Origin of the sequence: Tengunoibacter tsumagoiensis (assembly GCF_003967535.1) — a bacterium.
Lineage (GTDB): Bacteria > Chloroflexota > Ktedonobacteria > Ktedonobacterales > Ktedonobacteraceae > Tengunoibacter > Tengunoibacter tsumagoiensis.
Genome location: NZ_BIFR01000001.1, coordinates 3,147,962 through 3,171,926, shown reverse-complemented (window position 1 = coordinate 3,171,926; position 23,965 = coordinate 3,147,962). Strand labels below are relative to the sequence as shown.

The window sequence follows — 23,965 nt, the reverse complement described above, 5'->3', positions numbered from 1 at the left end:
TTTAGCTACCAGTACTCTGATATCGGTGAACTCCATAGCGCCAGATACAGCCAACCACCAGGGCAAACAATGTCGCAACCACTGGTGCCAGATAGGCACACTCCAAAGGCAAACCAAAGGGAAGCGCTTTTCCAAGTACAAAACAGACGGGAACATAAGCCCCAAAGGCCACGGGAATGATAAAGAGAAAGAAGCGTTGCATCAATTGATGATAAATCGCAAGAGGATAGCTCATCATTTCTCTGCTCCCATACGTCAGAAGATTAATCAGTTCGGTTGTTTCTACTGTCCAGAAGCAGAGTGTAGCCCCTAATAATTGAACTGATACATAGATCACCATGCCACTGATAACTCCAAGCACCAGTACCAGTACACGAAAGACTGTCCAGTGCAATTGCGGAATAAGGGGAAGAGCCAGACCGATCGCCAGCACACCCTGAGTGAGACGACCCAGACGACGAAGACGAAAATCGCTCCCAAAAATCTGGATGAAAGCTCCCAGGGGTCGTAGCAGTACTCGATCAAAATCGCCGCGACGAATCATCGTAGAAAAATCATCAATGCCCGACCCGACCATCTCTGCCAGACCAAAACTTAATGACACCACCCCCGACAACAGCATAACCTCGCCAACTCTCCATCCGAGCAGCGTTGGAAAAGGCACAAAGTAGAGGATGACTGCAAGCAACTCACAGGCAGTAACCAGAAAATAGGTAGAGATATCCAATACAAGGTTCAACTTATACTGGGCCTGCGCACGAATCTGCATGAGAATCAGACGCAGATACAATTGCATATCCTCAAATAACAGGTTCATAGCATTCTCGCTTTCTCGATTAACCGCCTTGAGAGACAACACGCTGCGTCGCCAGTCCCGTTAACCAGCGAGCAAAAACCATCAAGATGACAAGCCAGAGCAGTTGGCGTCCCAGCTCAAAGAGCAAAGCAAAACCAACGATTTTCCCTAAAAAAATCTCAACAGGAAGGTTCATCAGACCATTGAAGGGAAGCCAACCCACAATAGCCTGAAAGGGAGGCGAAAGCAGAGGAATCGGAATATATGATCCAGTAAAGAAGAGAGAGACCGTCGTCGCCAGCGTAATCATTGCGCGAGCCTCTACTAACCAGAATGCCGCAAGATTAAAGAGAAAACGATAGGCAATCCCTAACATCGTTCCAATACTAAAGGAAAATGCATAAGCCAGCCAGAAAAACCAGGAGTCTGGGAGGCCCAACTTGAACAGCACCATCCCTACCAGATAAATAGGGATACTCCGAAAGAGGAGATAATAGAGGCTCCTGCCAACCTCACGGCTAAACCAATAGCCATAAAAATCGCAGGGCTTGCTCAGATCAGAAACGACCTCACCAGAACGGATCGTTAACATTAACTCATTCCAATTAAATGGCACCACAACCATAATCATGGCCTGCACTAGCCAGGTATACCGCACCATATCCTGCAGGTTATAGCCAGCTACTACAGGCCGTACCTGATACAGTGCAATCAATATATAGCTAAACAGAAGGACAAAGAAAATATTCGTACAGATGCCGGCAAGATTTGCCCAACGGTAGATAAGTTGCCGGCGAAACGCAGTCTGCGCCAGGGCAACATAAAAACGCCACATGATGGAACTCCTCTTGATGATGATAAGGCAATACATACAATGTCTGTAGTAAGGGGGAGTCAAAACGCGGACAACACAAAATAACCAGTTGCTCAGCGCGAGCACGACTGGTTTTTTTGAAGAGTGGAAGAAACACAAGAAAAAAGCTGTCGCAAGCAGCCGCATCAGTATAAAGCTATTGCAGCTATCTGTCAAGGCTCCCGCAATACAGCAAAAAAAGTTTCTTCTATGAATGAATCAATCTCCCCTGAAAGGGAGGGGGAATTAGCAACATGTCCCTATTCGTTGCGAGCTTCTGCTCTTGTGGGCGTACATATGCGTAGAATAATTAAAAATAGTAATACACATTTTCCTTTTTTCATGGTACACTGCTGACGAATAGAACCTTTTATAAGTGAATACAACCTTTTATAAGTGAAAGGATGCAGAAAAACACCACAAGAAATCTCTATATGCACTCATTGAAATGTGAAAAGGGGAACAAAATGAATGCTGATGAAGAAGGTGTAACTGTTATTCCCAATCAAAACTACTTTCCTGACCGCAATGGACAGAAACCCCTGTATGTTATTCTCCATGGAACGGCTGGCGGCACCAGTGCCGAGGCCATTGCCAACTTTTTTGCCACGACCGAAAATACAAATAATCCTGTCAGTAGCCATTATGTGATCGGCCAGGACGGAAAAGTCGTTCAATGTGTGCCCGAATCGGGGGGAGCATGGGCCAACGGCATCTTCTCTGCTGGCCATGAACCATTCTGGAACACTTCCATCAATCCAAATAATAGCACCATCTCAATCGAACACTGTAAACCATCAAGCGACAATTCTGATCCCCTTACTTCCGCTCAACAGGCAGCGAGCTTTCAATTGATTCAACATATCTGTCAGCGCTGGAAGATCCCCATGCGAACGGCAGACGCAAGTGGAGGAATTACAGGTCACTTCTCGATTGATCCGGTTAGTCGGAGCCGCTGTCCCGGAAACTATCCCTGGGATCAACTATGGAGTTACTTAAAAGGTGGAGGGTCTATGCTGCAACTTACAGATCCAAGCGTTCAACCATTTTTCTCTGATGGCGGCAATGGAGCCTGGAAATGCAAAAATGGAGTCGTTCTTTTAGGGGCTAACTTGACCTTTTATCGAACGTATGGAGGACCGGGCTTATTGGGGCTTCCTCTTTCGAATGAGATCTACCCACCGCAGCATCCCAATACCGCCATTGTTCCCTGTGAGCGAGCGATCATCATCTACGATCCAAATCGTAGCGTTGATAACCCCCCTATTAGCGGACCCTGCTACCTTTTACATATCGACTCAGGGCTGGGGCAACAGTTGCTGGCTCAATCGACGAATACTGCACTCCAGACATATATCAATAAGCTCAATCAGATTAATACACTCTCAAAACTATCCTGAGACTTCCCATCTGCTCCTTCGCTGGTTGCCTTCTCTTCAGCGAGGGAGCTCGTTTATCAGAATGGAGGGAGAGTGGTCTAGTTTCGTGACTGCTCCTCTTTTCGCAACTGAAAAGGGAGTGGAGCGGGCTCTGGAGGAACAATGCGCTGTTGCGCATGAGCACGATCAAGAGGAAGATGCTGATGATGATAAAGACGATTAGAAAGCAGGGCGCTGTTCGCTGTCATCGCGACTTGCATCGACTCAATCAGTTCTTCGAGCTGATGAATACTCTCGTACACCTCTTGCATATTCTGAAAGGGGGTCACAGCCTGAGGCGACTGCTCCATCATCAGCGAGCGCAACGTTTGTAGATGACCAACCAGTACACGCTCCAACTCCCTCACACGATTCTGTAGGGCAGCATGCAAAGAGGAGAGCCGCTCTTCTAAAACTTTGTCAATCAGCTCTACAAGATCTTCCCACGGGATCTCCGTCTGGACCTCTATCGCATCAAAATCACTGGTCTGATCATTGACATATAAAGAGCCGCCCTCTCCCATTGGAGGACTTTGACGCTGATTGATTAATTGCTCAAATGCCAGTAACTGTGCCGCAAGTGAACGCTCAACGACATCTTCCAGATGCGGGGAGCTTTGCTTCTCCTGTTGTGCAAGCTCCTGAGTCAGAAGCTGAGAGAAGCGAGCAAATTGACTTTCGGTGGATTGCTGGAACAGTTCTTTCGTTTTCTGCTGTTGCTCAACTGAGCGACGAGCAAGGTGAGTACGTAGATCTTGCTGTACTGCCGTCAGGCGCTGCTCAAACTCCGATTTAAACACAAGCAAACGCTGGTCAAAAGTACGCTCCAATTCGCGGCGATGATGAAGCAACTTTTGGTCGAAAATTGCATTAAGCGACTGAAGTTCATCTTGCGTAAACGCCATTAGATTGTACTTCCCTTCTTCTAACGTGGCAATGTATAAGCACATCTTCTCTTAATCAGTACTATAGAAACAGGAGACAAACCTGTCAATGTAGAGAAGCTGACAGACCCCAAATGGGCTACCTTTTTACTTCTTTTGCCTTGCTCGCAGACGACGCGCGTTACTCATCCCGAGCCGGATAAGAGAGCAATCCTTTTGTCGGACAGGCTATGGAGGATGGACCTATCTCAAAACGCTCAGTCGGCTGAGCTGGCATTGTAAGCGTATAATCACGCCAGGGCGGCTGTTGCGCAAAAAGGTTGGGGGTCAGCAGTCTCTGCTCATACGTCTGGTGAAAAACCGGCGTTGCGGAAGAAGACATTGGTGGCACAATCCAGCCCCAGTCGGCATACACTTTTCTTCCCGCTCTAGCCTCTCGCTCTTCATGCAGGAGAAATTGTTGAGCTGCGGTGTGATGGTCAATCATTGTGACCCCAGCCTGGGCAAACGAATAAAGCACAGCACTATTGAGCTCGAGAAGCGCACGATCTTTCCATAAGGTCCGCTCTGAATTCATGGCCAGGCCCAATTTTTCTGCAATCACAGGGAGAAGATAATAGCGCTCACGATCACCAAGGTTACGCGATCCAATCTCAGTCCCCATATACCAGCCGTTGAAAGGAGCTGCCGTGTAGGAGACCCCTCCAATCTCCAGACGCATATTAGAGATAACTGGTACTGCATACCACTTCAGACCGAGGTCAGCAAACCACCGATACTCTGGATGCTGCAAAGGGACCTCTAATACTGCCGAACGCGGGATCTCAAACAGTTGAGGAGCCTGCCCCGGCATCTGAATGACAAGTGGTAGCAGGTCAAAGGCTGAACGTTTCCGCTGCTTCCAGCCTAATTGTAGAAGGATCTCTGTCAGATCTTGATTGGCTGGATCGCCAAGAATTTTGCCATCGAGCTGTCGATATCCCGCATATTGCAGAAGTTGAGCATTCCAGATACGAATTCCTGGCTGTCCAGGCTGTTGGGGCGCAAAAAGGGTCAGGTACGGGCGAATCTTTCCATTGTTTGTTGCCTGTCGCAAATGGTGCAACAACGCTTCAAAAACGCCTTCAGCCGTGGTGACTTTGCGGCGATCGCAGATATTGAGCGATTGCCAGTGCAAACGACCAATACAGCGTAGACTCTGTCTCCAGGCAACTTTGGCTCCATAGGCAATCTCATCATACGTCTGCCAATAGCTTCCACTTCGCTCTATCTCTGCCTCAATCTGAAGCATACGCGCTTTGGTCTGGTGCATTATCCCTTGCTCTTGATGAAAGAAACGGAGAAACGCTCTTGCCTCACTTAAAAGGACCTTCGGCTCAACGAAAGGTTTTTTTATCTCTGGAATATTCTTCATAAGCGAATACGTATATGGATACATCTTTGCACTCACAGCCATACCCTTCTACCAACAACCAGCAGCAACAACCAGTATAAATTTACACACTTTCTAAAACGCTTCTTTTCTTAAGAAGTAACGGTGTCTTGACCTGAGAAGGGAAAGAGAGAGAGGAATCGCTTCTTTCTTCTTTCATACATTTCAATATGTTTTGCAACGGCAAGCAGCTTTTTTGCGTTGAAAAGATAGGCATGAGCAACGGCTCTGATGTAGTAGGAGGTTTCTGGCAATGACGGTGTGGCAGGTTATAGGACTGGTGTTTGCAGCAGGCGGAGTTGGCGGGCTGGTGAATAGTTACATCAATGATAAGGGGTTTGAACTTCCTCATACGGTCCCTAAAGGAGATGGCACCAGTATTCTTCTCCCTGGTTTTATTGGCAATATGCTCATTGGATCGGTCGCTGCACTCGTTTCATGGCTGCTCTATGGTCCTCTCACACAGGCAGGAGGTGGGAACGCACTGGTAAATGTCTCTGAGTTTGGTGGAGCAATCCTGGTGGGTATGAGCGGCTCTGGCTGGCTCTCCAGCGCAATCGATAAAGTAGTGCTTCAGACTGCTGTGAGCCAGGCCGCACTGGCCTCCCCTACCAATACTACGGTGGCACAGCAGCTTCAAAATGCGACTCCTCAAGATGTCTTAAAGATAACACAACAGATGAGCGCCCCAACTTCATCACCCATCTCCACCAGCCTCCCCTCCAACGAGGCGGCTGACTCACTACGCTCTTCCATATCCGATACTCATCTTTAATTAAAGCTAACATGGTAGTACTCCCCTGGAATAGGCACGCGATCTCTAGGGGAGGTTTTTGCTCTTCCATGATGCGATTATGCCAGGACAGAGGACAGAAATGCACACTATCTCACCAGTTAAGCCTGTCAAACGCAAAAAAAAGATGTAAGCCCTTCCATGAAGAAGAAAAAAGGAGCTACATGCGAACTAAATGCTAAATGTGGCAGGCAGCACAATGACTTCTTGACCAGGCTTTAAGACTGTTTTCAAGCCACTTGCATCGCTGATAAGTTGATTGTTCACAAAGATTCTCACATGTTCGCGAATCGCCCCTTGCTCTGTACACAAACGCTCCCAGACCAGGGGATGCTGCTGTTCTAATAGATTGAGCAATTGCTCTATCGTCTCTGCTTTAAGGGCAATCTGGCTCTTTCCACCGCTGTAAGCACTCAATGTTGAAGGCAGACGTAGCGTCACTGTCAGTTTATCTTCAGAGCTCATAAACCTCACCTTCACTATCAATCAAATAGTGTTCCTAAAATACTGCAAATTAAGACTAGACAAAATACGACCATGAATATACATATGTTCTATGATTTATTGCAAGTATACGGGGAAGAGGAAGAGATTGCAAGCGTTTCTCGCGCCAAATTACCATCAAGGACAAACTGCTTTCTTCTTTCCAGAGAGGATGCCTTTAGCATCTCTGGCGCACCTGCTCTGTCGTTTTACGCTCCTTTTTCGCCACCTTCGCATGCTCGCTAGGGATCATGTCTGGCTTATCCACTACATTGTATTGACATGCCACTACACGATCTGGTATTCTATCCTCAAGATAACTCCGTGGATACAATAGCAAGCGAGAGGTGAAGAGCTTGACTATTTCTTGCAAATTACGTTTGTTGCTCGCGCGCGTAAACGTTGAGCGAGCACATCGAGGCCAGACCATTTTGAGTCTCCGACGTCTCTCTGAGGAGAGCGGGGTCTCACTAAGTGTTCTTGCCTCTCTCAATACTGGCAAAAGCCAACGTATTGATTATACGACGATAGACAATCTTTTGAATTATTTTAATGGCTACTTTCAGGTCTCCACGAATGATCTGTTGACCTGGGAAGAACCTCAAGAGATGAATACGGCAGCCCACTAATATCCTGAGCATACTTTCTATTCTTCATTCCATAGAGAGAGGTTTTTTATGGCAGTTTTACTGAAATCGCGGCAGGAGATCGCTCATCTGCGCGAAGCAGGCCGCATTGTTGCTGAGACCTTTGAGGTTCTCCGCCCGTATGTCAAACCAGGTACCACAACCGCTGAATTGGATCGGATTGCTGAAGACTATATCCGAGGCAAAGGGGCCATCCCTGTCTATAAAGGGTATGGCGCTCAGCCAGCACGCCGTGGTAATCCTGCCGTTCCGCCTTTTCCTGCTGCGACCTGTATTTCGATCAATGACGAGATCTGCCATGGGATTCCCAGTACGAAACGGGCTCTTCAAAATGGTGATATTGTAGGAATCGATATCGGGTCGCTCTATAAAGGTTGGGTTGGTGATTCTTGCATGACCTATGCGGTGGGGACAATTGACGAAGAGGGGCAGAGGCTGATGGATGTGACGGCCAAATGCCTTGAATTAGGCATCGAACAGGCTCGCCCCGGCAAACGTATCGGAGATATAGGCGCGGCGATTCAAGAGTATGCGGAAGCACATGGATTCTCTACGGTCCGTGATCTGGTCGGCCATGGCGTAGGGCGCTCTCTCCACGAAGATCCCAGCGTTCCCCACTTTGGCAGGCCCAATACTGGTCTGCGCATCCAAAAAGGGATGGTCTTTACGATTGAACCTATGATCAATACTGGTGGACCAGAGACACGGCTCTTACCCGATCGCTGGACAATCAGCACAGCCGATGGCTCACGTTCAGCCCAGTTCGAACACTGTATGGCCATTACCGATGGCGCTGCCGAATTGTTAACAGTTATCTAACGCGATAAGAGGTGCGAGCATCATGTTCTCACCTCTTTCTTATGCTGTGATGACGCTTTTCACAAGCTCAAGCGCTTCTACAACAGAGCTTACTTCCTGCCCACCTGCGGAGATGATCTTTTCAAGGAGCATTGCCCCTTGCCCACCAGTATAGTCGCGTGCACTAAAATCGCTCTGGCTGGTGCGTTGCAGGTTCCCTGTTTCAGGCGGGGTGCAGGCTGTTCCATCAATCGTTCCTTGTAAGAGAAGAACGCTGACTCCGCGTTGTGCTACCGCATAAGCCTCTTGCAGTAAGATAAGATTCCCTGGCCCAATGGCCGTAGGACAGATGAGAAGCACACGTACATGCTCAAGGCTCTGTTGGACTCGGGTAAGCGCTGGCAATGAAATAGGCGCAAATGGCTGCTCCGTAATCACTTCCTGGGCCAGGCGCAATGCTAATGCATGATCGCTATCGCCTACATTCAATGCCCCCGCCACAAAGGGGAGCTGAGCATCTGCCAGTGCTCTCATCAACAGCTCGCCCGATCCTCCACCTGCCATAACATGAATCAACGGATGGCTTCCCTCTTTTCTGTTGACCGCTTGAGCATCGTCCACAGGTGGCAGAATACTGAGATGCTGAGAGCCGCGAAGAATACCCACCTGAATCGGGATGCCATACACACGGCTTAACAGCTCAGGCTGAAGCACCTCGGCTGGACTGGCATCAGCAACGATTCCACGCTGAAAGAGCAGTAGTCGTGGAAAATAGCGCGCCGCAAGATTCAGATCATGAAGCGCTGCAATAATGGTCACACCTCGCTCACGATTCAATCGCTGGGCCAGGGCAAGGGTCTCAATCTGATATTTGATGTCGAGATGCGCTGTAGGTTCGTCCAGAAGGAGCAGAGCAGGCTCCTGTGCTAATGCCATTGCAATCGTGACCCGTTGTCTCTCTCCTCCACTTAGCTCGTTAAAGCTTCTCTTCGCAAAGGCTGAAACGCCTGCAATCTCCATCGCTTCCTGAACGGCTTTCTCATCTTGACTGCCACGTGTCCCAAAAAAAGCCGGGACAAAAGGGGTCCTCCCAAGCTGAACCATCTCCTCAACGGTAAAAGCAAAGGGCATATGCATCTCTTGTGGAACAACAGCGACCCTCTGCGCAGTGGCACGCCGCCCCCACTGCCGCAAAGTTTTCCCCAACAGCAAAACCTGTCCCTGCCGAGGATGGATAGCCCCACTGAGCAAACGTAACAATGTGGTCTTACCTGATCCATTTGGTCCCAACAGACCAACCATCTCACCAGACCGGATCTGTACTGAAACATCATAGAGCAACGTTTGTTTGCTATAACCAAAAGAGACACTCTGCATCTGCACCAGAGGATCTGCTGCCTTAAGCGATCTCCGTTCCATATTCGCTACCATGTGTACTCTTTCTTGCTACCCCTGAGAAGAAATAAGAAGAAGGGGGCTCCAACCAGCGCGGTAAATACGCCTACCGGGACAATAGCCGGGCTAAGCACTGTTCGAGCGCAGAGGTCGGCCAATGTCAAGAAGATCGCACCTCCCAATGCAGAGGCTGGCAATAACAGACCATGTCGAGGTCCCAGCAGCAGCCGCATCACATGCGGAGTCACCAGCCCCACAAAACCAATCAGACCGCTAATTGAGACAGCAGCAGCAGTCAATAATGAGGCTAACAGCACGATCACAAATTTATATCCTTCAACATTCAGTCCTAAATGGGCTGCCCCCTCATCGCCCAGAGCAAAGGCATCTAACACTCCGGCCAGACAACAGGCCGCAACGATACCAATCATCACGACAATGATCACGACCAGTAATGGCGGCCAGCTATTCACGGCAATTCCACCTGAAAGCCAGCTAAAAAGACCCTGCCATCCATTCTGCCCTGGTGGGTGGAGCGTCAGGATCAAGGTCTGAAAAGCTATCAGCACAGAATTGACCACGACACCAGCTAAAAGCAATGTGACGACCGGAGTCTGTCCGCCAGTGCGTGCCAATGCGTAGACAAATAAAACGGTGACCATTGCTCCTATAAAGGCTAATAATGGAGTCAGCGTAAAAAAGGAGCCCGCAACAGTCTCAAAAGGCAACACAAAGGCGATTGTCGCGCCCAAAGCCGCTCCCGACGAGGTCCCAATCAAAAAAGGATCGGCAAGAGGATTTCGCAAGAGCCCCTGAAACAGGGCTCCAGCCACAGCCAGTGCCGCACCTACAATGGCCGCTCCCACAACAGTAGGCAGACGAATCTGCCAGATAATAATCTCCCACATAGGGTCCCATTGGGGCCGAAAATGAAACAGACCACTTTTATTGAGCAGGATCTTAGCGATACTACTCCCAGGAATCGCTAATGACCCAAAATTGATTGCGACAAACATCACAAGGAGCAGCAAGAGACATAAACAAAGAAGCAGAATGATTGGAGAGAGCTTTCTTTTACGCTGAGTAGCTAGAGGCCGCCAGGTGATCTTCATGAGGCGGCTCGTTTCAAAAAGAGCAGAGAGGAGAGATCAGACAGAAAAACGCTCATAGAAAACCTCCAAGACAGGTGGACAGAACTCACTCAACTCCACGCCTGAGATGTTCCAAGACACGCTTTTTAAACGAAGACATGCTGTCTCGGCCCGCTCCTTAATTGACGCGAAGGAACGTCAGCAATCTAGCAGGCAGGTCTCCTGGCTTCTGGCTCGAACAGCTATCCCCTCAGCCTTCCCATCTCCTTGTATGATGAGAGACAGTGGCATGCATTCCTCGTTCGTCGAAACGAACCTCTATGACAAGGAGGGACAACTTACCAGTCTACAGTAGCGCGTCTGCGTTGGAGTTTCACCAACTTCCCTATTCTCTCCGCTTTGACTACTCAAATGAGACAAAGCAGGCACCTGCTGGATGCACCAATAGATAAATACTACAATGAGTATATCGATGGGCCTGATGAATGTCAACCATTGACACCAACCAGGCAAAACAAAACTACCCTTTTGTACAGTTGACATAACCTCGGACGCAGAGGATACTGTTTATAAGGAGATCAATGACGACCTCCCAAACAGAGGGAATGGCTCTCTCCAATCTACCGACATTGTAAGACGTTTGTTCTTTGATGCCGTTCAGCCTGTCCTTATCAGACGGCTACATGTACTACCATTGAAAAATTCGGTAAAGGATAGAGTTTATGGCAATGGAAAAAGAGTTTTTTCGACAGGTTATGGGGCGTTTTACAACCGGGGTCACTGTCGTAACAACCAGCAGTCAGGGCCAGATTGCTGGTATCACGGTAAATTCATTCTCTTCTATCTCGCTTAATCCCCCTCTCGTGATGATCTCTATCGATATCAATAGTCATACTATTCCACTTTTACGAGAAAGCAAGATCTTTGCAGTAAATATATTATCAGCAGAGCAAGAGCATCTTTCGCGCGGTTTCGCTACACAATCACCCGAACGACATGAGCATTTCTGTCATGCTTCCTACTCGACTGCAGCCACGGGAGCGCCCATCATCGACGATGTCCTGGCCTTTGTTGATACCCGTATTGTGGCAGAATATCCGGCGGGCGATCATAGTATCTTTTTGGGGCAGGTGGAGGCAATGGGGACGGGGCAGCGTGTTGTATATGAAAATACCAGTAATATTACTACGAATGATGAGATGCGGACTGAGCAACATACCATTGCTGCGGATGGACAGCAGTCTTTTCAGAGTGAACTTCCACTTATTTATTTTCAAGGAAAATACCGACACCTCACGGTGCCCTACCAGACTCCTGATCTGAGTTCAGAACATGCACCCATCTCAACAGCCGCCAGTCACTAAGGGAGCTGCACTGAAGGTTCTTCAGCAACAGATCCGTAGCTGTACACTCTGCCAGCAGCATGGCTACCTTCAGGCCGTCCATCCCATTGTGAGCGGACGAGCCACTGACAGGTTAATGGTCATTGGACAGGCTCCTGGGCATCGCTCTGTGGCCAAAAACCTCCCGTTTAGTGGTCCTGGTGGGATGGTGCTGCAAAAATGGCTGGAGCGAGCTGGCTTTCCGGAGGGCTATCTCCATGATCGGGCCTATTTAAGTTCCTTGACCCGTTGCAATCCTGGTAAAAATACCTCTGGCAGTGGTGATCGCAGGCCGTCTCCTCCAGAAATAGCGCTCTGTCGCCCTTATCTAGAACAGGAGTTGCTGCTCCTACAACCTCGCGTGGTGTTATTGGTAGGTTCAATGGCCATCGAAGCTTTTCTGGGCAAGGCCAGGTTGGAGGAGATTATTGGGACGTATCAGCAGCGCGATATGACCTTTTTTCTTCCTCTCCCCCATCCTTCAGGTGTGAGCCGCTGGCTCAATGCTCCAGCCCATCAATATCTTCATCAACAGGCCCTCCAGTTGCTTGCTGAATGGCGCATAACCTATCAGCTCTGACGAAATATCAGTCCCTGCGTCTCGATCAACTGGAAACAGCAAGCAGGGTGAGGACAGTCAAACCTCTAGTGAGGTTCGCTGCTAAGAATAGTGAGCATCTTCCGAGCGCTTGTGCATATGGTACTCATGGACCCCTTTTTTCAGAGTTCCCAAAGCCAGGGTCGCACAGGTTGGTCGGGTCATCACTACTTCACGACCCAGTTGCTCCATCAGATCTTCAAAGCTAATCTCATCAATCTGATCGGGAGTTAATCCCTGGACCATCTCGGTCACATAAGAGGCTGCTGCGCGGCTGATGGTGCAACCTTCGCCATCCCAGGCGATCTCTTGCAGCTTGCCATCCTCGCCAAAGCGGGCCTGCATAGTGATAACATCCGAACAGCCAGGATTGCCACCATTCAGGCTAACGTCTGGATTGGCAATCTCACCCTGATTGCGTGGGTTCTCATAATGATCAAGTAAAAAATCAATCGCTTCTTGGCGATTCATAGGACTGTCCTCCTTGGTTTGGGTCTATAATGCAGAGTGAGACTTCTTCTATACTCTTCTCTGTGTTCAAAAGTATACCATATATGGTCTCAACTCTTTTTGACTCTATCGTTTACGTACACAAATCTGCGCTCTGTTAACGAGAACAAGATTTGTCTCCGATTTATTCTGCTGCATGACCGTCTACTCTGGAAATGGGAGCATAGTCAGCAACCGTTCGGTTAATCCAGTATTACGATGCTCGACGCGATTGTTTCTCACAGCCATCTCTAATGCGGCTGGCTGTCCAACCAGGACACAGAAACGTTTGGCTCGCGTAATTGCAGTGTACAACAGGTTTCGCTGGAGCAACATACGATGCTCTCTCATCAGTGGAATCACAACGGCAGGATACTCGCTCCCCTGGCTCTTATGAACCGTTACTGCATAGGCCAACACGAGTTCATCCAGTTCATGAAAGTTGTAGCTAACAAACAATGGGCCGTTCTCTTCAATAAACTCCACTTTTAACGAGGAGTTCTCTGTATTGATCACACGAATCCATCCCACGTCTCCATTAAAGACTCCTTTGTCATAATTATTGCGGATCTGCATGACTTTATCTCCCACCCGCAAGATCCGATCGCCCAACTCCAATTGTCCCGTTGTCAGAGGATTTAATTGAGACTGCAATTTTGCGTTTAATATTGTTACTCCCACTGCTCCCTTGTACATCGGTGAGAGAACCTGAATATCTGTGGTTGGATGAAAGTGATAACGAGCTGGCAGACGTCGATGGACAAGGTCGAGAATCAATTGTTGCATCCGCTGGGGATCTTCTTCTGCCATAAAGAAAAAGTCGCTGGTCGCTTCAATCTTTGTTGAGGGGACCTGCCCCATATTGATGCGGTGAGCATTGACGATAATCTTACTCTGCTGAGCCTGGCGAAACAGTTCGGTCAAGCGTACCATTGGTAGCGCCTCGCTCCTCAAGAGATCGCGCAACACGCTCCCCGGACCGACGGATGGGAGTTGATCAGCATCCCCTACCAGGAGGAGATGAGCATCTCGCGGTAAGGCTTTCAATAGATGATAAAACAACAGAATATCAACCATTGAAAACTCATCCACGATCACAAATTGAAAGGGCAAAGGATTATCTTCATTGCGCTGATAACTATTATCATGGGGCGCATACTCCAGAAGCCGATGGAGCGTTTTGGCCTCAGCCCCCGTTGCCTCTGCCAGACGTTTCGCAGCTCGTCCCGTTGGTGCGGTCAGGGCGACATTCACTTTGCGCGTGCGCAAGAGCATCAATAATGCCCGAATAGAGGTAGATTTGCCTGTTCCTGGTCCTCCCGTCAATATACACACCTTTTTAGTATAGGCCAGTTGCACTGCTTCGCGCTGCTTATCTGTCAGCACCATGTTCCGCTTCTGCTTGAGCAGGTGAAAGACGACCTCCCACTGTTGTTGAGATGTGGAAGGAATACTGCTGGGCGCTTTGAGCAGGATCCGCAACAGCCGGGCAGAGCCTTGTTCAGCATACCAGAAAGGCGCAAAATAAATACGTGACTGGGGAGCAAGCTCTTCTCCCTCTTCTTCTAAAAAGGGATCATCTTCGTCAAGAGCAGTCTGCTCTTGTGGGCTCTGCCTGGAAGCAGCAGGCAGGGGCTGAGCAGGGGGCTCCACAAAGACACTCTTCTCCTGCTTCAGTTGCTCAATAGCTCTCTGCAACGCCTCTTGAGGAGCCTGTAGGATCTCAGAGGAGCGATAGAGAAGGTCATTTTCATATAAGAAACAGTGTCCATCATCGTTAGCCGCTTGCGTTAATACATATTCAAGTCCAGATACAAGGCGCGGAATACTATCAAAAGGAAGACCAAGCTTGACAGCAATCTCATCCGCCGTTCGGAAACCGATCCCACTTACATCCTGAGCCAGTTGATAAGGATTCTCCCGAATAACTTTGATTGATTCCTTGCCATAATGTTTATACACACGGGTTGCCACATTCATGGCTACTTCATGCGATTGCAAGAAGAGATGGAGTTCTTTAATATCATTCTGTTCAATCCATGTCTTTGCGATCTGGTCTCGATCCTTCGTACTGATTCCTTTTACTTTGTTCAACAAATCTGGCTGTTGCTCAATAATGGCCAGGGTCTGAGCACCAAAGTGGTCCACAATTAATTTTGCTTTTTTTGGACCAATCCCTTTAATCAGACCAGAGCTCAGATAGCGAATCATCCCCTCAGTTGAGGTAGGGAGCCGCTGGATAAAGGTTAGAACATGAAGTTGTCGTCCATACCGGGGATCGTTCTCCCATTCACCTTCAACTGAGAGGAGTTCGCCAACCTGCACACCTGGCAACGTTCCTACAATTGTTGTCAGGTCATCTCGAAACAGCCGCTGGCTATCAGTAGTCCTAAAACGTGCCACGGTATAGTGGTTATCTTCATTGCGAAAGACAATGCTTTCAACAGAACCTTCGAGCTTTTGCATACTTTGCTAATTCCATAAAAACATCACAACAAACAGGATGCATTCCAAAAAGGAGAGATGCTTCTATCTTAGCATAGTCACCAATCAGCGTCGAGACACGCCGCTCAAAGGCTAGTAGGTATCTACCACCAGGACTTGATAGGGCCGCAAGGTATACACAGTTCGATCCACTATCACCTCCTGAGCCAGTGGGAGACGATTCACCAGGATGGTCTTGAGCTGCGAGGCAAGGACGATAACTGTTGATGATGTGCTGGTTGCTCGATAGATCCTGGTGCCAGGCTTAAAATAGGTGCTAAATGTCTGGGCAATAGCGGCATAAGGGGTTGCCTTTCCGCCAGCAGGAGCCCGAGGATCGGTCCATAATCCTTCAGGAGATGAGTAGCCCTGAGCATCTCCCTGAGGCTCCCACGTCAATACGACTTGCGCCTGACTCTCCAATGTAAAAATCTGCGCTGCGGTCATTACAGCCGTTAGATAAGTGAGATTCTTTGCATGTGAGGAAGGTACACCAACATACCATTCAGCCCACCAGATGGGCAAGGTAGCTCCCCCATGGGGCTGCTGACGCACCCAGTTGTCGATATCAACAAATTTCCTGGCTGCCTCAAAAGGATCCGTCAGCCAGATGCCATCGTCGTTCACCATTGAACCATCTAATGTGATAAAATCTGCGCCATGTTTATGGGCAAGCCAATACGTGATAACATCTAATGGCCGCTGATCAAGCGTTCCCCAGGCATAGGTTGGCCCGGCCTCAGAGAGCGTTGACGCATCTCCATTACTTCCCATAACTACATATGGCCCTCCTATGAGTGCGTCCGGGCGAACCTCCTTTATGGCGTCATAGACTGCATTATACAGAACGGTATAACGTTCATAATCCCACCGATTCAGATCTTCTAATCCGGCAGTTGCCCCTGTTGCATCACTCCACATCCCTTTTAACTCATTCCAGACCTGAAAGTAATGCACATCTGGATAGCGCAATGCAATCGTCTGGGCCAGGGCTGCAAAATCTACTATATGCTGAGGTGCTGGTGCTTCCTCCAGGTCATCCCATTCGTTGCGGTGATCCGGGGTTCTCATCCAACCTGGGGCACAACAGAGCGTCAGGATCATCTGAGCGTGGGTTCTCCGCATCAATGCCACGCGTTCGTCAAGGCTCTGCCAATTATAGACCCCACGGGCTGGCTCAGGATCTTCTACCCCCCACCCCATAATGTGTTGATTCTGATAAATAAGGGTCTGTTGCAACAACTGCTCAACAGCCTGAATATGCAGACTGTCATCTCCGTTGTCTACATCATTTTGTGTATGAGTTGCCCCTAACGAAAAAGTGCTCACACGATCAAGCAGTACCGATGAAACGGTCACTGAAACGGCTTGAGAATGACTCCCTTGCGGGACAATCAATTCTCCACGCCAGAAAAGCAGCACAAAAGGCCCTAAGACGATGAGACAACGCATCAAACGACGACCAACCTCAGAAACCCTCACAACATTCCTCCCCCTGAACGATAGAAGTACAAAAAATAGCTCTTTACCTATCAAACCATCTCGATTTCGTCTTCCAACAAAAAGAGTATAACACCCGAATCCATTATATCGCTTCATAAAAATATATAGATAAGGAAAATTAAAAAAAGAGAAGAGAGATCTTTCGAAAGACGATACCCTCTTCTCTTACAGAGGCTAGACGCTCAGACGAACTGGTCGGCGCATAAAAAAGGCAATAATCTGCACGAGTGAACAACAGAAACTGACCCACATGAGAATAGCAAGCGTTCCATAGGAAGACCAATGCCCACTATACATAAACAGTGAGGTGATGATCGCATCCAATGAAAGACTTAAGGCAATGCCCAGGCTCCATTCTGCAACCTTATCTTGTAGATAGAGCAGGCGAACAACTGCCATTCCAGGGCAGATAAAGAGAAACCACATCACGACAAAAGGGCGTATGGCCAGGTCCGGTTGCACAAAAGTCACAAGCCCAACAGCAATCGTCGACGCAATGATCACCAGTGGCCAGAGTAGTATTGAGCGCATTATTTTGTTTCTCCTTTCCCCGACCGGGCCTGCATACTATCTGGCCTGGTATGAGCGGCAAATGAATAGATACGAACATCTGAATTATGATAGATCAGCGTGAAATCGCCTGAATGCACCAGCGCTGTAGCAAACTGATTAAGCGCATCGGATGGCAAGCCATAAAATAGCTCGAGTTGAGCCTCTTGTCCACGGGTAAAGACGACGTACGAGTTAGGAGCATGCTGGGCCTTGAGGAACAGCTCAAGCCGCATCACATCACGTGTAGCCACGACTCCAGAGAGGGCTGGATCATCATCCATAGAATCATAGCCATACTTTTCAAACCCCTCAAAAGGCCAGGGAGTCACATCTCCAGCCCCCAGGAAAAATGAACGTTCAGGCGCAATCTGATAGAGATGGCGAATTCCTGCCAGTTCATTATAGGTAACATAGTCCATTCTCTCATTGCCATAGCGTGTAAACAGAAAGCCAAAGAAGAGACCAAAGTGGAGAATGAGCAGCGCCGCAGCCAGGAGACGCGGATGGGAACCTGGATGCAGGCGGGGAAAGAAAAAAGCGGCGGCAAAAAAGACCATAAAGGGCAGAGCAAACAGATAGATGCGCAAAAACATCTCTCCCCCATATTGTTGGGCAGCAATCAGCGGAAAAGGAGCGATGGCCAGAAGAATCGCCACAATATCAACCTGACCGAACCGCACACGGCGTATACATCCTAGAAAAGCCAGCCCCCATACAACCACCGTCATCACGATGCGCATCATCGCAACAAACATATGCTCAGAGTTTCCCTGAATATGAGAGGTCACGTTCGTTGAGACCGCACTACTGACCTGGCCCACGTTTCCTACAACCATTGACGAATGCCCGGACAAAAAGGTCTTCGTCATAAAGAAAATCCAGGCCCCGGCCATCACCGCCATGATGAGCGGTAACCAGCGTGGCGAACAACGATTGAAAAGTAACAAGATAAACATGCTCGTCAGCACAAAAAAAGGTGTTAATGGATGGCTACAGACCACAAACCCAAATACCAGCAATAGGATTACCACCAGAGCTCCTTTCTGGATAGGGCGCACCGGGCCAGAAGCGATCAATGGCGTTGTCAGCCAGCTATACGCCTTTTGCACAGGAGCACTAGATTGGTAGATCTTTTGGGCAAGAAAACCCGGTCTGAGTCTGGCAGGTGGCTGTAACCAGCGTAGTACAATCGCCATAATCACAAGATAGAGAAAAAAATTCAGCCCCTGCGGAGAAAAGTAATCCTGGCCAATCCAGTTGGTCAGAAAAAAGAGCCACATCGCAAGCCAGATCAGCCGCTTATCGACGCTCAACGTCCGCAAAATCATATAAAGTGGACCCATATAGATAAGGTTGTAGACCACTGGCGCCCAACCAGCATACCCTAAAATATCATGATATCCTGCCAACTGCGTCAACATCGCGCTGAACACAAAAAAGCCAGGCCAGCTAAAATAAGCATCCAGATCAGGATTGACCGAACCGTTACGCATAATATAATCGGTATACCCGGCATGGCGATAGACAACAGCAAAACGCGGGGCCTCCTCAACGATAGACTGAGTAGCAAACAGCATTAAGATTAACAAGATAAGATGAAAAAACAGCACTCGTTCAGAGATCCGAGGGCGAAGAAGCGTAAAACCAAAACTGAAGATGAGCACAGCTAGAGCCACAAAGATCAATGGCGGAAATGTGGAGACCATCCCCAGATCATTCATCTTACGTACATCTTCATGCTGTAGCGAGAGCGACCAGAGCAGAAAGGCTACGACGGGAAGCACCAGTGAAATAAGCTCAGGCCATTTGAACCCTTTCAGGCCGACCGATGACGCCGAATGGACAGACATCTCCCGATCTAAATGCACTGAAGAAAGCTGTTGCTGATAGTTCAAATCTTTCAACGGACCAATCCTCCATAAGAGAGACTTTTTTTACACAATCTTTTTTTCTGATGGCATCGGCTGAAAATGAATCTTCCCTAAACGTGGAGAGGTGACCTCTATCTCTTGAGGGCGTTTAGGAATGGCCGCAATCTTGACCGATGGACGGCTGCGTGGAATAATCGGTAATACTACTGTGTCAATAAGCCAGATTGACTCCTGACCGATATACACTTCATCATTGAGCGGTTGAAGAATAGCCGCAGACGGACGAATAACCTTATAAACCCCAGGAAACATAAACAGCGATTCTACAGCGATCGCAATCACCCAACCCAGACTTAAGCCTGTTAGACCACCGAGATACGCCCCGATGGCCGCTCCAGCCATCTCAATCACTCCACCAGGGATCATACCAACCATAGCTGAGATAATACGATCTTGAATCCGGCAGATCGAAATGTAATGGTTCTTGATAATAAGCGGAAAGGCTGCCAGCACCAGAATACGTAAACACCAGCTGGCTTGATTGGCATACATGCCCCCAAAGAGCCCTAAAATCTGCCTGGTTCCAAAAAACAAAACAAGGCCAGCCATTGCACTGCTTGCTGTAGCGAGAGCAATCGTCATGCGAGACTTATGCGAGAGCGTCGTCTGTTGGGCAGAGTTCGTTGCATGTAGGACCGTTGTCAATGCCGTAGGGATTAAGAAAACAAAATTGGCCAGCATCCACGAGACATAAAACCAGGCATTCATTTTAGCCGAGAGCAGGGCCGTCACAAGAATAGGCAGCAATAAGGTTGGAGCTTGCAAAGTAAGATTTAATAAATGATGTTGTATCGCTGCAAAACCCAGGCTCTGTACAAGCTTCCATTGAAAAAGGTGTTGTGGCCGAAAATGTTTCCTTTTCTGAAACAGAACGGGAAGAAACACGAGGAACGAGAGCGCATTTGACCATGTCCAGGATGCATAGATTGACATACCACTCGAATGAGCAAACCATAAACTGACAAAAAAAAGGACGAGAAGCTTTGCAGCAGCAAAAAGCGTATTCCTCCAGAGCTGCAATCCGCCTCGAAGAATACCGATACAAGCCTGATCCACAACAAGCGTCACTGTTGTGAGACTTACTCCAGCCGCAAAAGTGCAGACATTCGCAAGTGTTGCATGGAGCGGAGCGAACCCTGGCACCAGATAAGGTGCAATCACTGCAAACAGAAAACCTATGAGAAAACCTGCACCAGTTACTACGATACAGGCAGTACCAATTAATGGCAGTTCATTACCAGGTTGACGCGGCAGCTCTGTAATGAGAAGAGTGCCAAATCCCAACATACAGAAACTTCCCAGTAACATCATCGCAGAAATGGCTGCGGAAGCCACACCAACGTCTTCCGGCAGGAAATGACGTGCAGCTAGCCACCAGAATACAAAACCAAGGAGAGAGGTGACAGCTGTTGCTCCAATTAATGAACCTGCATTCAATAGAATTGTTGTATTATTTTTTATCCACTGAAAAAGCCAAGTTTTCACCTTTCACATGTTCCTCTCGTGATCAACGGCTTAAGAAATGAACAACTCTTGACACCATCACAGCTAGTATTTGCCAGTACATTACTTTTTAGCCTGTTGGAGACTTTTCACATATGCAAAAGGACCGGCAAGCAATCCTTTTAGTTCGATAGTTGTAAGTTCCTGAGGATACCCCTGACCCTGCTTGTGACGCTGAAAACGAGCGTTCTGCTTCAATTTTGCCAGCACCATGCACAGGAGACCATAAGGAATCCTGGGCAAAAGGTCCATTAAAAGCAGGGGATCATCTATAATACATTTCGTTAGATATCCACTTAAAGACATGCCATATCCACGAATTTGTTTACACAACGCTGCATAATCGGTGCGGTGAAGATGATACGCCATTGCAGCAGGCTCATAAACCAGTATATGGCCCTGCTTAATGACCTGAAAGAAAACTTCCATATCCTCCCCACTCCGAATGGCCCCATTTCCACCCAGAACGGTATCAAAGCCACCCTTACCCAACAGAAACTGTGCAGTGAAAGCCATACTTCCGCCGCCTGCGCCTAATGCTCCAGCATGGTAAGGATAGACAAAAGAAGGGTCACGGTGATCTTTGAGGTCGAAGAGTTTTCGTACAAAGCCTCGATTAAAGCCACCGTAAGCCTCAAACCAGAGCTGGGCTGGCGTATCCAACTTAAGCGGCAGCACCAGCCCACTTACACAGGCGACATCCTTAAACAGCGTAAATGGGCGTACCATCTCTACTAACCAGTACTGATCCACTACGACGTCATCGTCAACAAAAGCGAGAATGCTGCCACGAGCCATCCACATTCCACAATTCCGAGCCCAGGATACCCCTTGTTGTTCCTCTCTGACATAGCGTATGAGCGGATGGGATGCAAATTCTTGCTGGACCAGATCAGCGGTCGCGTTATCACTTGGAGCATTATCGACCACAATAATTTCAAAATGGGGATAGTGTAACCCCACCAGGGCACGTAAACAATTGGCCAGACGCGTTGGGCGATCATGCGTTGGCACAATCACACTCACAAAAGGGGTATCTGGATGATCCACAAAATGCTCACGCGCCTCGATGCAGGGGGCCGTACCTTCAATGGTTGGCCCACAGAGAGGAAGCGTTTCAATCATGGGGAAACCATCTTGCTGAAGATGGCTATTAATACGCTCCTTTAACGCTTGCCAGATAATCGGTAGATACTGAGATGGTTCCAGGCCCCCTGGGGGTAAGGCTACTTCAACTATCCCTACAGGATAGGTATGGAGTCGTACAACACAGAGCGCCTGTCGATAGTCGCGCTGACTCTGCTCATCAATGGCAGCGATAACTGGAAGATCGGTTTGAGCAAGCTCTATCTCTATGATACGAACGGGCGTAAATGATCCTGTTGGCAGTTTTCTTTCTGTTCTGTCCTGTAGTTGTATAGCCATTCCCACTCCACCTTTTCCCATCAACCCGGGGACACGCGTCAATCTCCATTGTTGTGTCCACAAACAAAGAATGTATAGTTTTTATGAAATTTTTTCTGGCTGTGAATGTTCCTGGGTGTTGCTCTTTGCCTTTTCGTACGCTCTTTGAACTTCATTCATCATACGCCGACTCTGGAAATAGGCGAGAGGACCATAGATAACGCCCTCCAGCTCAGTTTTTTTAAGCGCCTTTGGATAAGACGTCGAACGTTTTGTATTCTTTGGCGAGCTCCCACTCAAAAGAAAAAACAGTCCATAAGGAATTCTCATCAAGAAATCAATCAATAAGCGAGGATGATCCACAATATTTTTGGTAAGATACGCTGTCAGACCAATGCCATAATTATGCATCTGCTTGTATAAACCAGCATAATCGGTACGATGAAGATGATAGAGGAGCGACGCTGGCTCATACACCAGCTTATATCCATGGTGAATCACTTGAAAAAAGATCGCTAGATCTTCTCCTCCCCTTGCCGGTCCCGTCCCCCCCAATGCAGGATCAAATCCACCAACTTGCCGTAAAAACTGCGCTGTAAAAGCCATACTGGCCCCTGCACCAAAAGAGCCCGCGTTATACGGATACAGAGGATTTGCAGGCTTATACTCTCGTTGATCATAGACCTGACGAACAAAGCCCTTACAGAAACCGCCATACTCCTCAAACCACCGCTGCGCCGCTGTATCCAATTTCAATGGCAAAATAAGACTGGTCACACATGCCACATCCGGAAAGAGTGCAAAGCCTCGTGCCAACTCGGCTAGCCAGGAAGGGTCAACAATCACATCATCGTCAACAAATGCCAGAATACCACCTTTTGCTGCTTGCATGCCACAGTTACGAGCCCATGAAGGCCCTTGTCGATCCTCACGCAGATAGCGTATAGACGCGTTGAAGGCAAATTCTTTCTGCAAAAGTTCTGCCGTAGCATCGGTGCTGGGGGCATTATCTACGACCAGGATCTCAAAACGAGGATAATGAGTCGCTAAAATGGAGTGTAGACAGAGCGCCAGACGATCAGGACGATCATGCGTTGGAATAATAACGCTCACAAACGGAGCATCTGTAAGGAACTGCTTACGTGCTCTCTGACACTTTGGTTCACCGAAGCCTGGCACCCCTGAAGGGAGGAGCTCATCTACCGTTGGAAGCTCATCCTCTTTAAGATGCTGATTAATCTGTTGACCAAATCGCTCCCAAAACAAAGGGAGATATGTATGGAGCGAAAGCCCTTCTGAAGGTAGTGGCAAGGTCACCACCCCCAGTGGCAGCCCATGCAATCGTACCAGACAGAGTACCTGTTGATAGAAATCCGGCTCTCCTTCATAGGCAGCCGAGATCAACGAAAAAATTGGGTGCCCCAGTTCTATTTCGACTATACGAATAGGGCCTTCGCTCACCTCATACTTACTCTTACGAAACATCGACCGTTGCTGAATAACCATCCCACCTATCCCCTCAGCTCTTT

General features: G+C 48.4%; 21 protein-coding genes and 1 riboswitch. Of the genes, 6 read left to right on the top strand and 15 right to left on the bottom strand.

The window, feature by feature from the left end:
• Position 1: 1 nt before the first annotated feature.
• On the bottom strand, positions 2–817 hold the full coding sequence (locus EL628_RS12510; RefSeq protein ID WP_126580275.1) for an ABC transporter permease: 816 nt from the start codon (positions 815–817) through the stop codon (positions 2–4).
• A 19-nt stretch (positions 818–836) separates the two neighbouring features.
• Complete coding sequence (locus EL628_RS12505) at positions 837–1,631, bottom strand: ABC transporter permease (RefSeq protein WP_126580274.1); 795 nt, start codon at positions 1,629–1,631, stop codon at positions 837–839.
• Between the two features lie 485 nt (positions 1,632–2,116).
• Here EL628_RS12505 and EL628_RS12500 point away from each other — a divergent pair, with 485 nt between their 5' ends.
• Complete coding sequence (locus EL628_RS12500; protein WP_161975463.1) at positions 2,117–3,049, top strand: N-acetylmuramoyl-L-alanine amidase; 933 nt, start codon at positions 2,117–2,119, stop codon at positions 3,047–3,049.
• 77 nt (positions 3,050–3,126) lie between these two features.
• On the opposite strand, the gene EL628_RS12495 is transcribed toward EL628_RS12500, so the two are convergent.
• Together EL628_RS12495 and EL628_RS12490 are read right to left on the bottom strand one after the other, a co-directional pair.
• Positions 3,127–3,972 carry a hypothetical protein gene (locus EL628_RS12495; protein ID WP_126580272.1) on the bottom strand — a complete coding sequence of 282 codons (846 nt, stop codon included), beginning with the start codon at positions 3,970–3,972 and terminating at the stop codon, positions 3,127–3,129.
• A 160-nt stretch (positions 3,973–4,132) separates the two neighbouring features.
• On the bottom strand, positions 4,133–5,365 hold the full coding sequence (locus EL628_RS12490; protein WP_126581938.1) for a nitric oxide synthase oxygenase: 1,233 nt from the start codon (positions 5,363–5,365) through the stop codon (positions 4,133–4,135).
• A 271-nt stretch (positions 5,366–5,636) separates the two neighbouring features.
• Between EL628_RS12490 and EL628_RS12485 the strand changes: the two genes are divergently transcribed.
• On the top strand, positions 5,637–6,158 hold the full coding sequence (locus tag EL628_RS12485) for a hypothetical protein (protein WP_126580271.1): 522 nt from the start codon (positions 5,637–5,639) through the stop codon (positions 6,156–6,158).
• A gap of 189 nt (positions 6,159–6,347) precedes the next feature.
• On the opposite strand, the gene EL628_RS12480 is transcribed toward EL628_RS12485, so the two are convergent.
• Complete coding sequence (locus EL628_RS12480) at positions 6,348–6,641, bottom strand: MoaD/ThiS family protein (RefSeq protein ID WP_126580270.1); 294 nt, start codon at positions 6,639–6,641, stop codon at positions 6,348–6,350.
• A 374-nt stretch (positions 6,642–7,015) separates the two neighbouring features.
• Between EL628_RS12480 and EL628_RS12475 the strand changes: the two genes are divergently transcribed.
• Together EL628_RS12475 and map are read left to right on the top strand one after the other, a co-directional pair.
• Entirely contained in the window at positions 7,016–7,288 is a 273-nt protein-coding gene (locus EL628_RS12475) for a helix-turn-helix domain-containing protein (protein WP_126580269.1), read from the top strand.
• Between the two features lie 48 nt (positions 7,289–7,336).
• A complete protein-coding gene (gene map / locus EL628_RS12470; RefSeq protein WP_126580268.1) occupies positions 7,337–8,125 on the top strand; it encodes a type I methionyl aminopeptidase in 789 nt (262 codons plus the stop codon).
• A 39-nt stretch (positions 8,126–8,164) separates the two neighbouring features.
• Here map and EL628_RS12465 read toward each other — a convergent pair whose 3' ends face one another.
• Positions 8,165–9,535 carry an ABC transporter ATP-binding protein gene (locus EL628_RS12465; protein ID WP_126580267.1) on the bottom strand — a complete coding sequence of 457 codons (1,371 nt, stop codon included), beginning with the start codon at positions 9,533–9,535 and terminating at the stop codon, positions 8,165–8,167.
• Entirely contained in the window at positions 9,529–10,611 is a 1,083-nt protein-coding gene (locus EL628_RS12460; protein ID WP_126580266.1) for a FecCD family ABC transporter permease, read from the bottom strand. Before EL628_RS12460 ends, EL628_RS12465 begins: the two co-directional genes overlap by 7 nt.
• A 174-nt stretch (positions 10,612–10,785) precedes the next feature.
• Positions 10,786–11,038: riboswitch (cobalamin riboswitch) on the bottom strand.
• Positions 11,039–11,312: 274 nt separating this feature from the next.
• Between EL628_RS12460 and EL628_RS12455 the strand changes: the two genes are divergently transcribed.
• On the top strand, positions 11,313–11,954 hold the full coding sequence (locus EL628_RS12455) for a flavin reductase family protein (RefSeq protein WP_126580265.1): 642 nt from the start codon (positions 11,313–11,315) through the stop codon (positions 11,952–11,954).
• The gene (locus EL628_RS12450; protein WP_126580264.1) at positions 11,923–12,552 is read left to right on the top strand and encodes a uracil-DNA glycosylase family protein; all 630 of its coding nucleotides are present in this window, start codon (positions 11,923–11,925) and stop codon (positions 12,550–12,552) included. Before EL628_RS12455 ends, EL628_RS12450 begins: the two co-directional genes overlap by 32 nt.
• Positions 12,553–12,633: 81 nt before the next feature.
• On the opposite strand, the gene EL628_RS12445 is transcribed toward EL628_RS12450, so the two are convergent.
• From EL628_RS12445 to EL628_RS12410, 8 genes are all read right to left on the bottom strand, one after another.
• Positions 12,634–13,041: an iron-sulfur cluster assembly scaffold protein gene (locus tag EL628_RS12445; RefSeq protein ID WP_126580263.1), complete on the bottom strand. Its 408-nt coding sequence runs from the start codon at positions 13,039–13,041 to the stop codon at positions 12,634–12,636.
• 183 nt (positions 13,042–13,224) lie between these two features.
• Positions 13,225–15,525 (bottom strand): SF1B family DNA helicase RecD2, encoded by a 2,301-nt coding sequence (gene recD2 / locus EL628_RS12440; RefSeq protein ID WP_126580262.1) that lies wholly within the window; start codon positions 15,523–15,525, stop codon positions 13,225–13,227.
• A gap of 111 nt (positions 15,526–15,636) precedes the next feature.
• Positions 15,637–17,025 (bottom strand): xylan 1,4-beta-xylosidase, encoded by a 1,389-nt coding sequence (locus EL628_RS12435; RefSeq protein ID WP_126580261.1) that lies wholly within the window; start codon positions 17,023–17,025, stop codon positions 15,637–15,639.
• Between the two features lie 195 nt (positions 17,026–17,220).
• Positions 17,221–17,577 carry a hypothetical protein gene (locus EL628_RS12430; RefSeq protein WP_126580260.1) on the bottom strand — a complete coding sequence of 119 codons (357 nt, stop codon included), beginning with the start codon at positions 17,575–17,577 and terminating at the stop codon, positions 17,221–17,223.
• Positions 17,577–19,502: a hypothetical protein gene (locus tag EL628_RS12425; protein WP_126580259.1), complete on the bottom strand. Its 1,926-nt coding sequence runs from the start codon at positions 19,500–19,502 to the stop codon at positions 17,577–17,579. Before EL628_RS12425 ends, EL628_RS12430 begins: the two co-directional genes overlap by 1 nt.
• Before the next feature lie 30 nt (positions 19,503–19,532).
• Positions 19,533–21,014 (bottom strand): lipopolysaccharide biosynthesis protein, encoded by a 1,482-nt coding sequence (locus tag EL628_RS12420; protein WP_126580258.1) that lies wholly within the window; start codon positions 21,012–21,014, stop codon positions 19,533–19,535.
• Between the two features lie 81 nt (positions 21,015–21,095).
• On the bottom strand, positions 21,096–22,457 hold the full coding sequence (locus EL628_RS12415; RefSeq protein WP_161975462.1) for a glycosyltransferase family 2 protein: 1,362 nt from the start codon (positions 22,455–22,457) through the stop codon (positions 21,096–21,098).
• 81 nt (positions 22,458–22,538) lie between these two features.
• The gene (locus tag EL628_RS12410; protein WP_126580256.1) at positions 22,539–23,942 is read right to left on the bottom strand and encodes a glycosyltransferase family 2 protein; all 1,404 of its coding nucleotides are present in this window, start codon (positions 23,940–23,942) and stop codon (positions 22,539–22,541) included.
• Positions 23,943–23,965 lie beyond the last annotated feature (23 nt).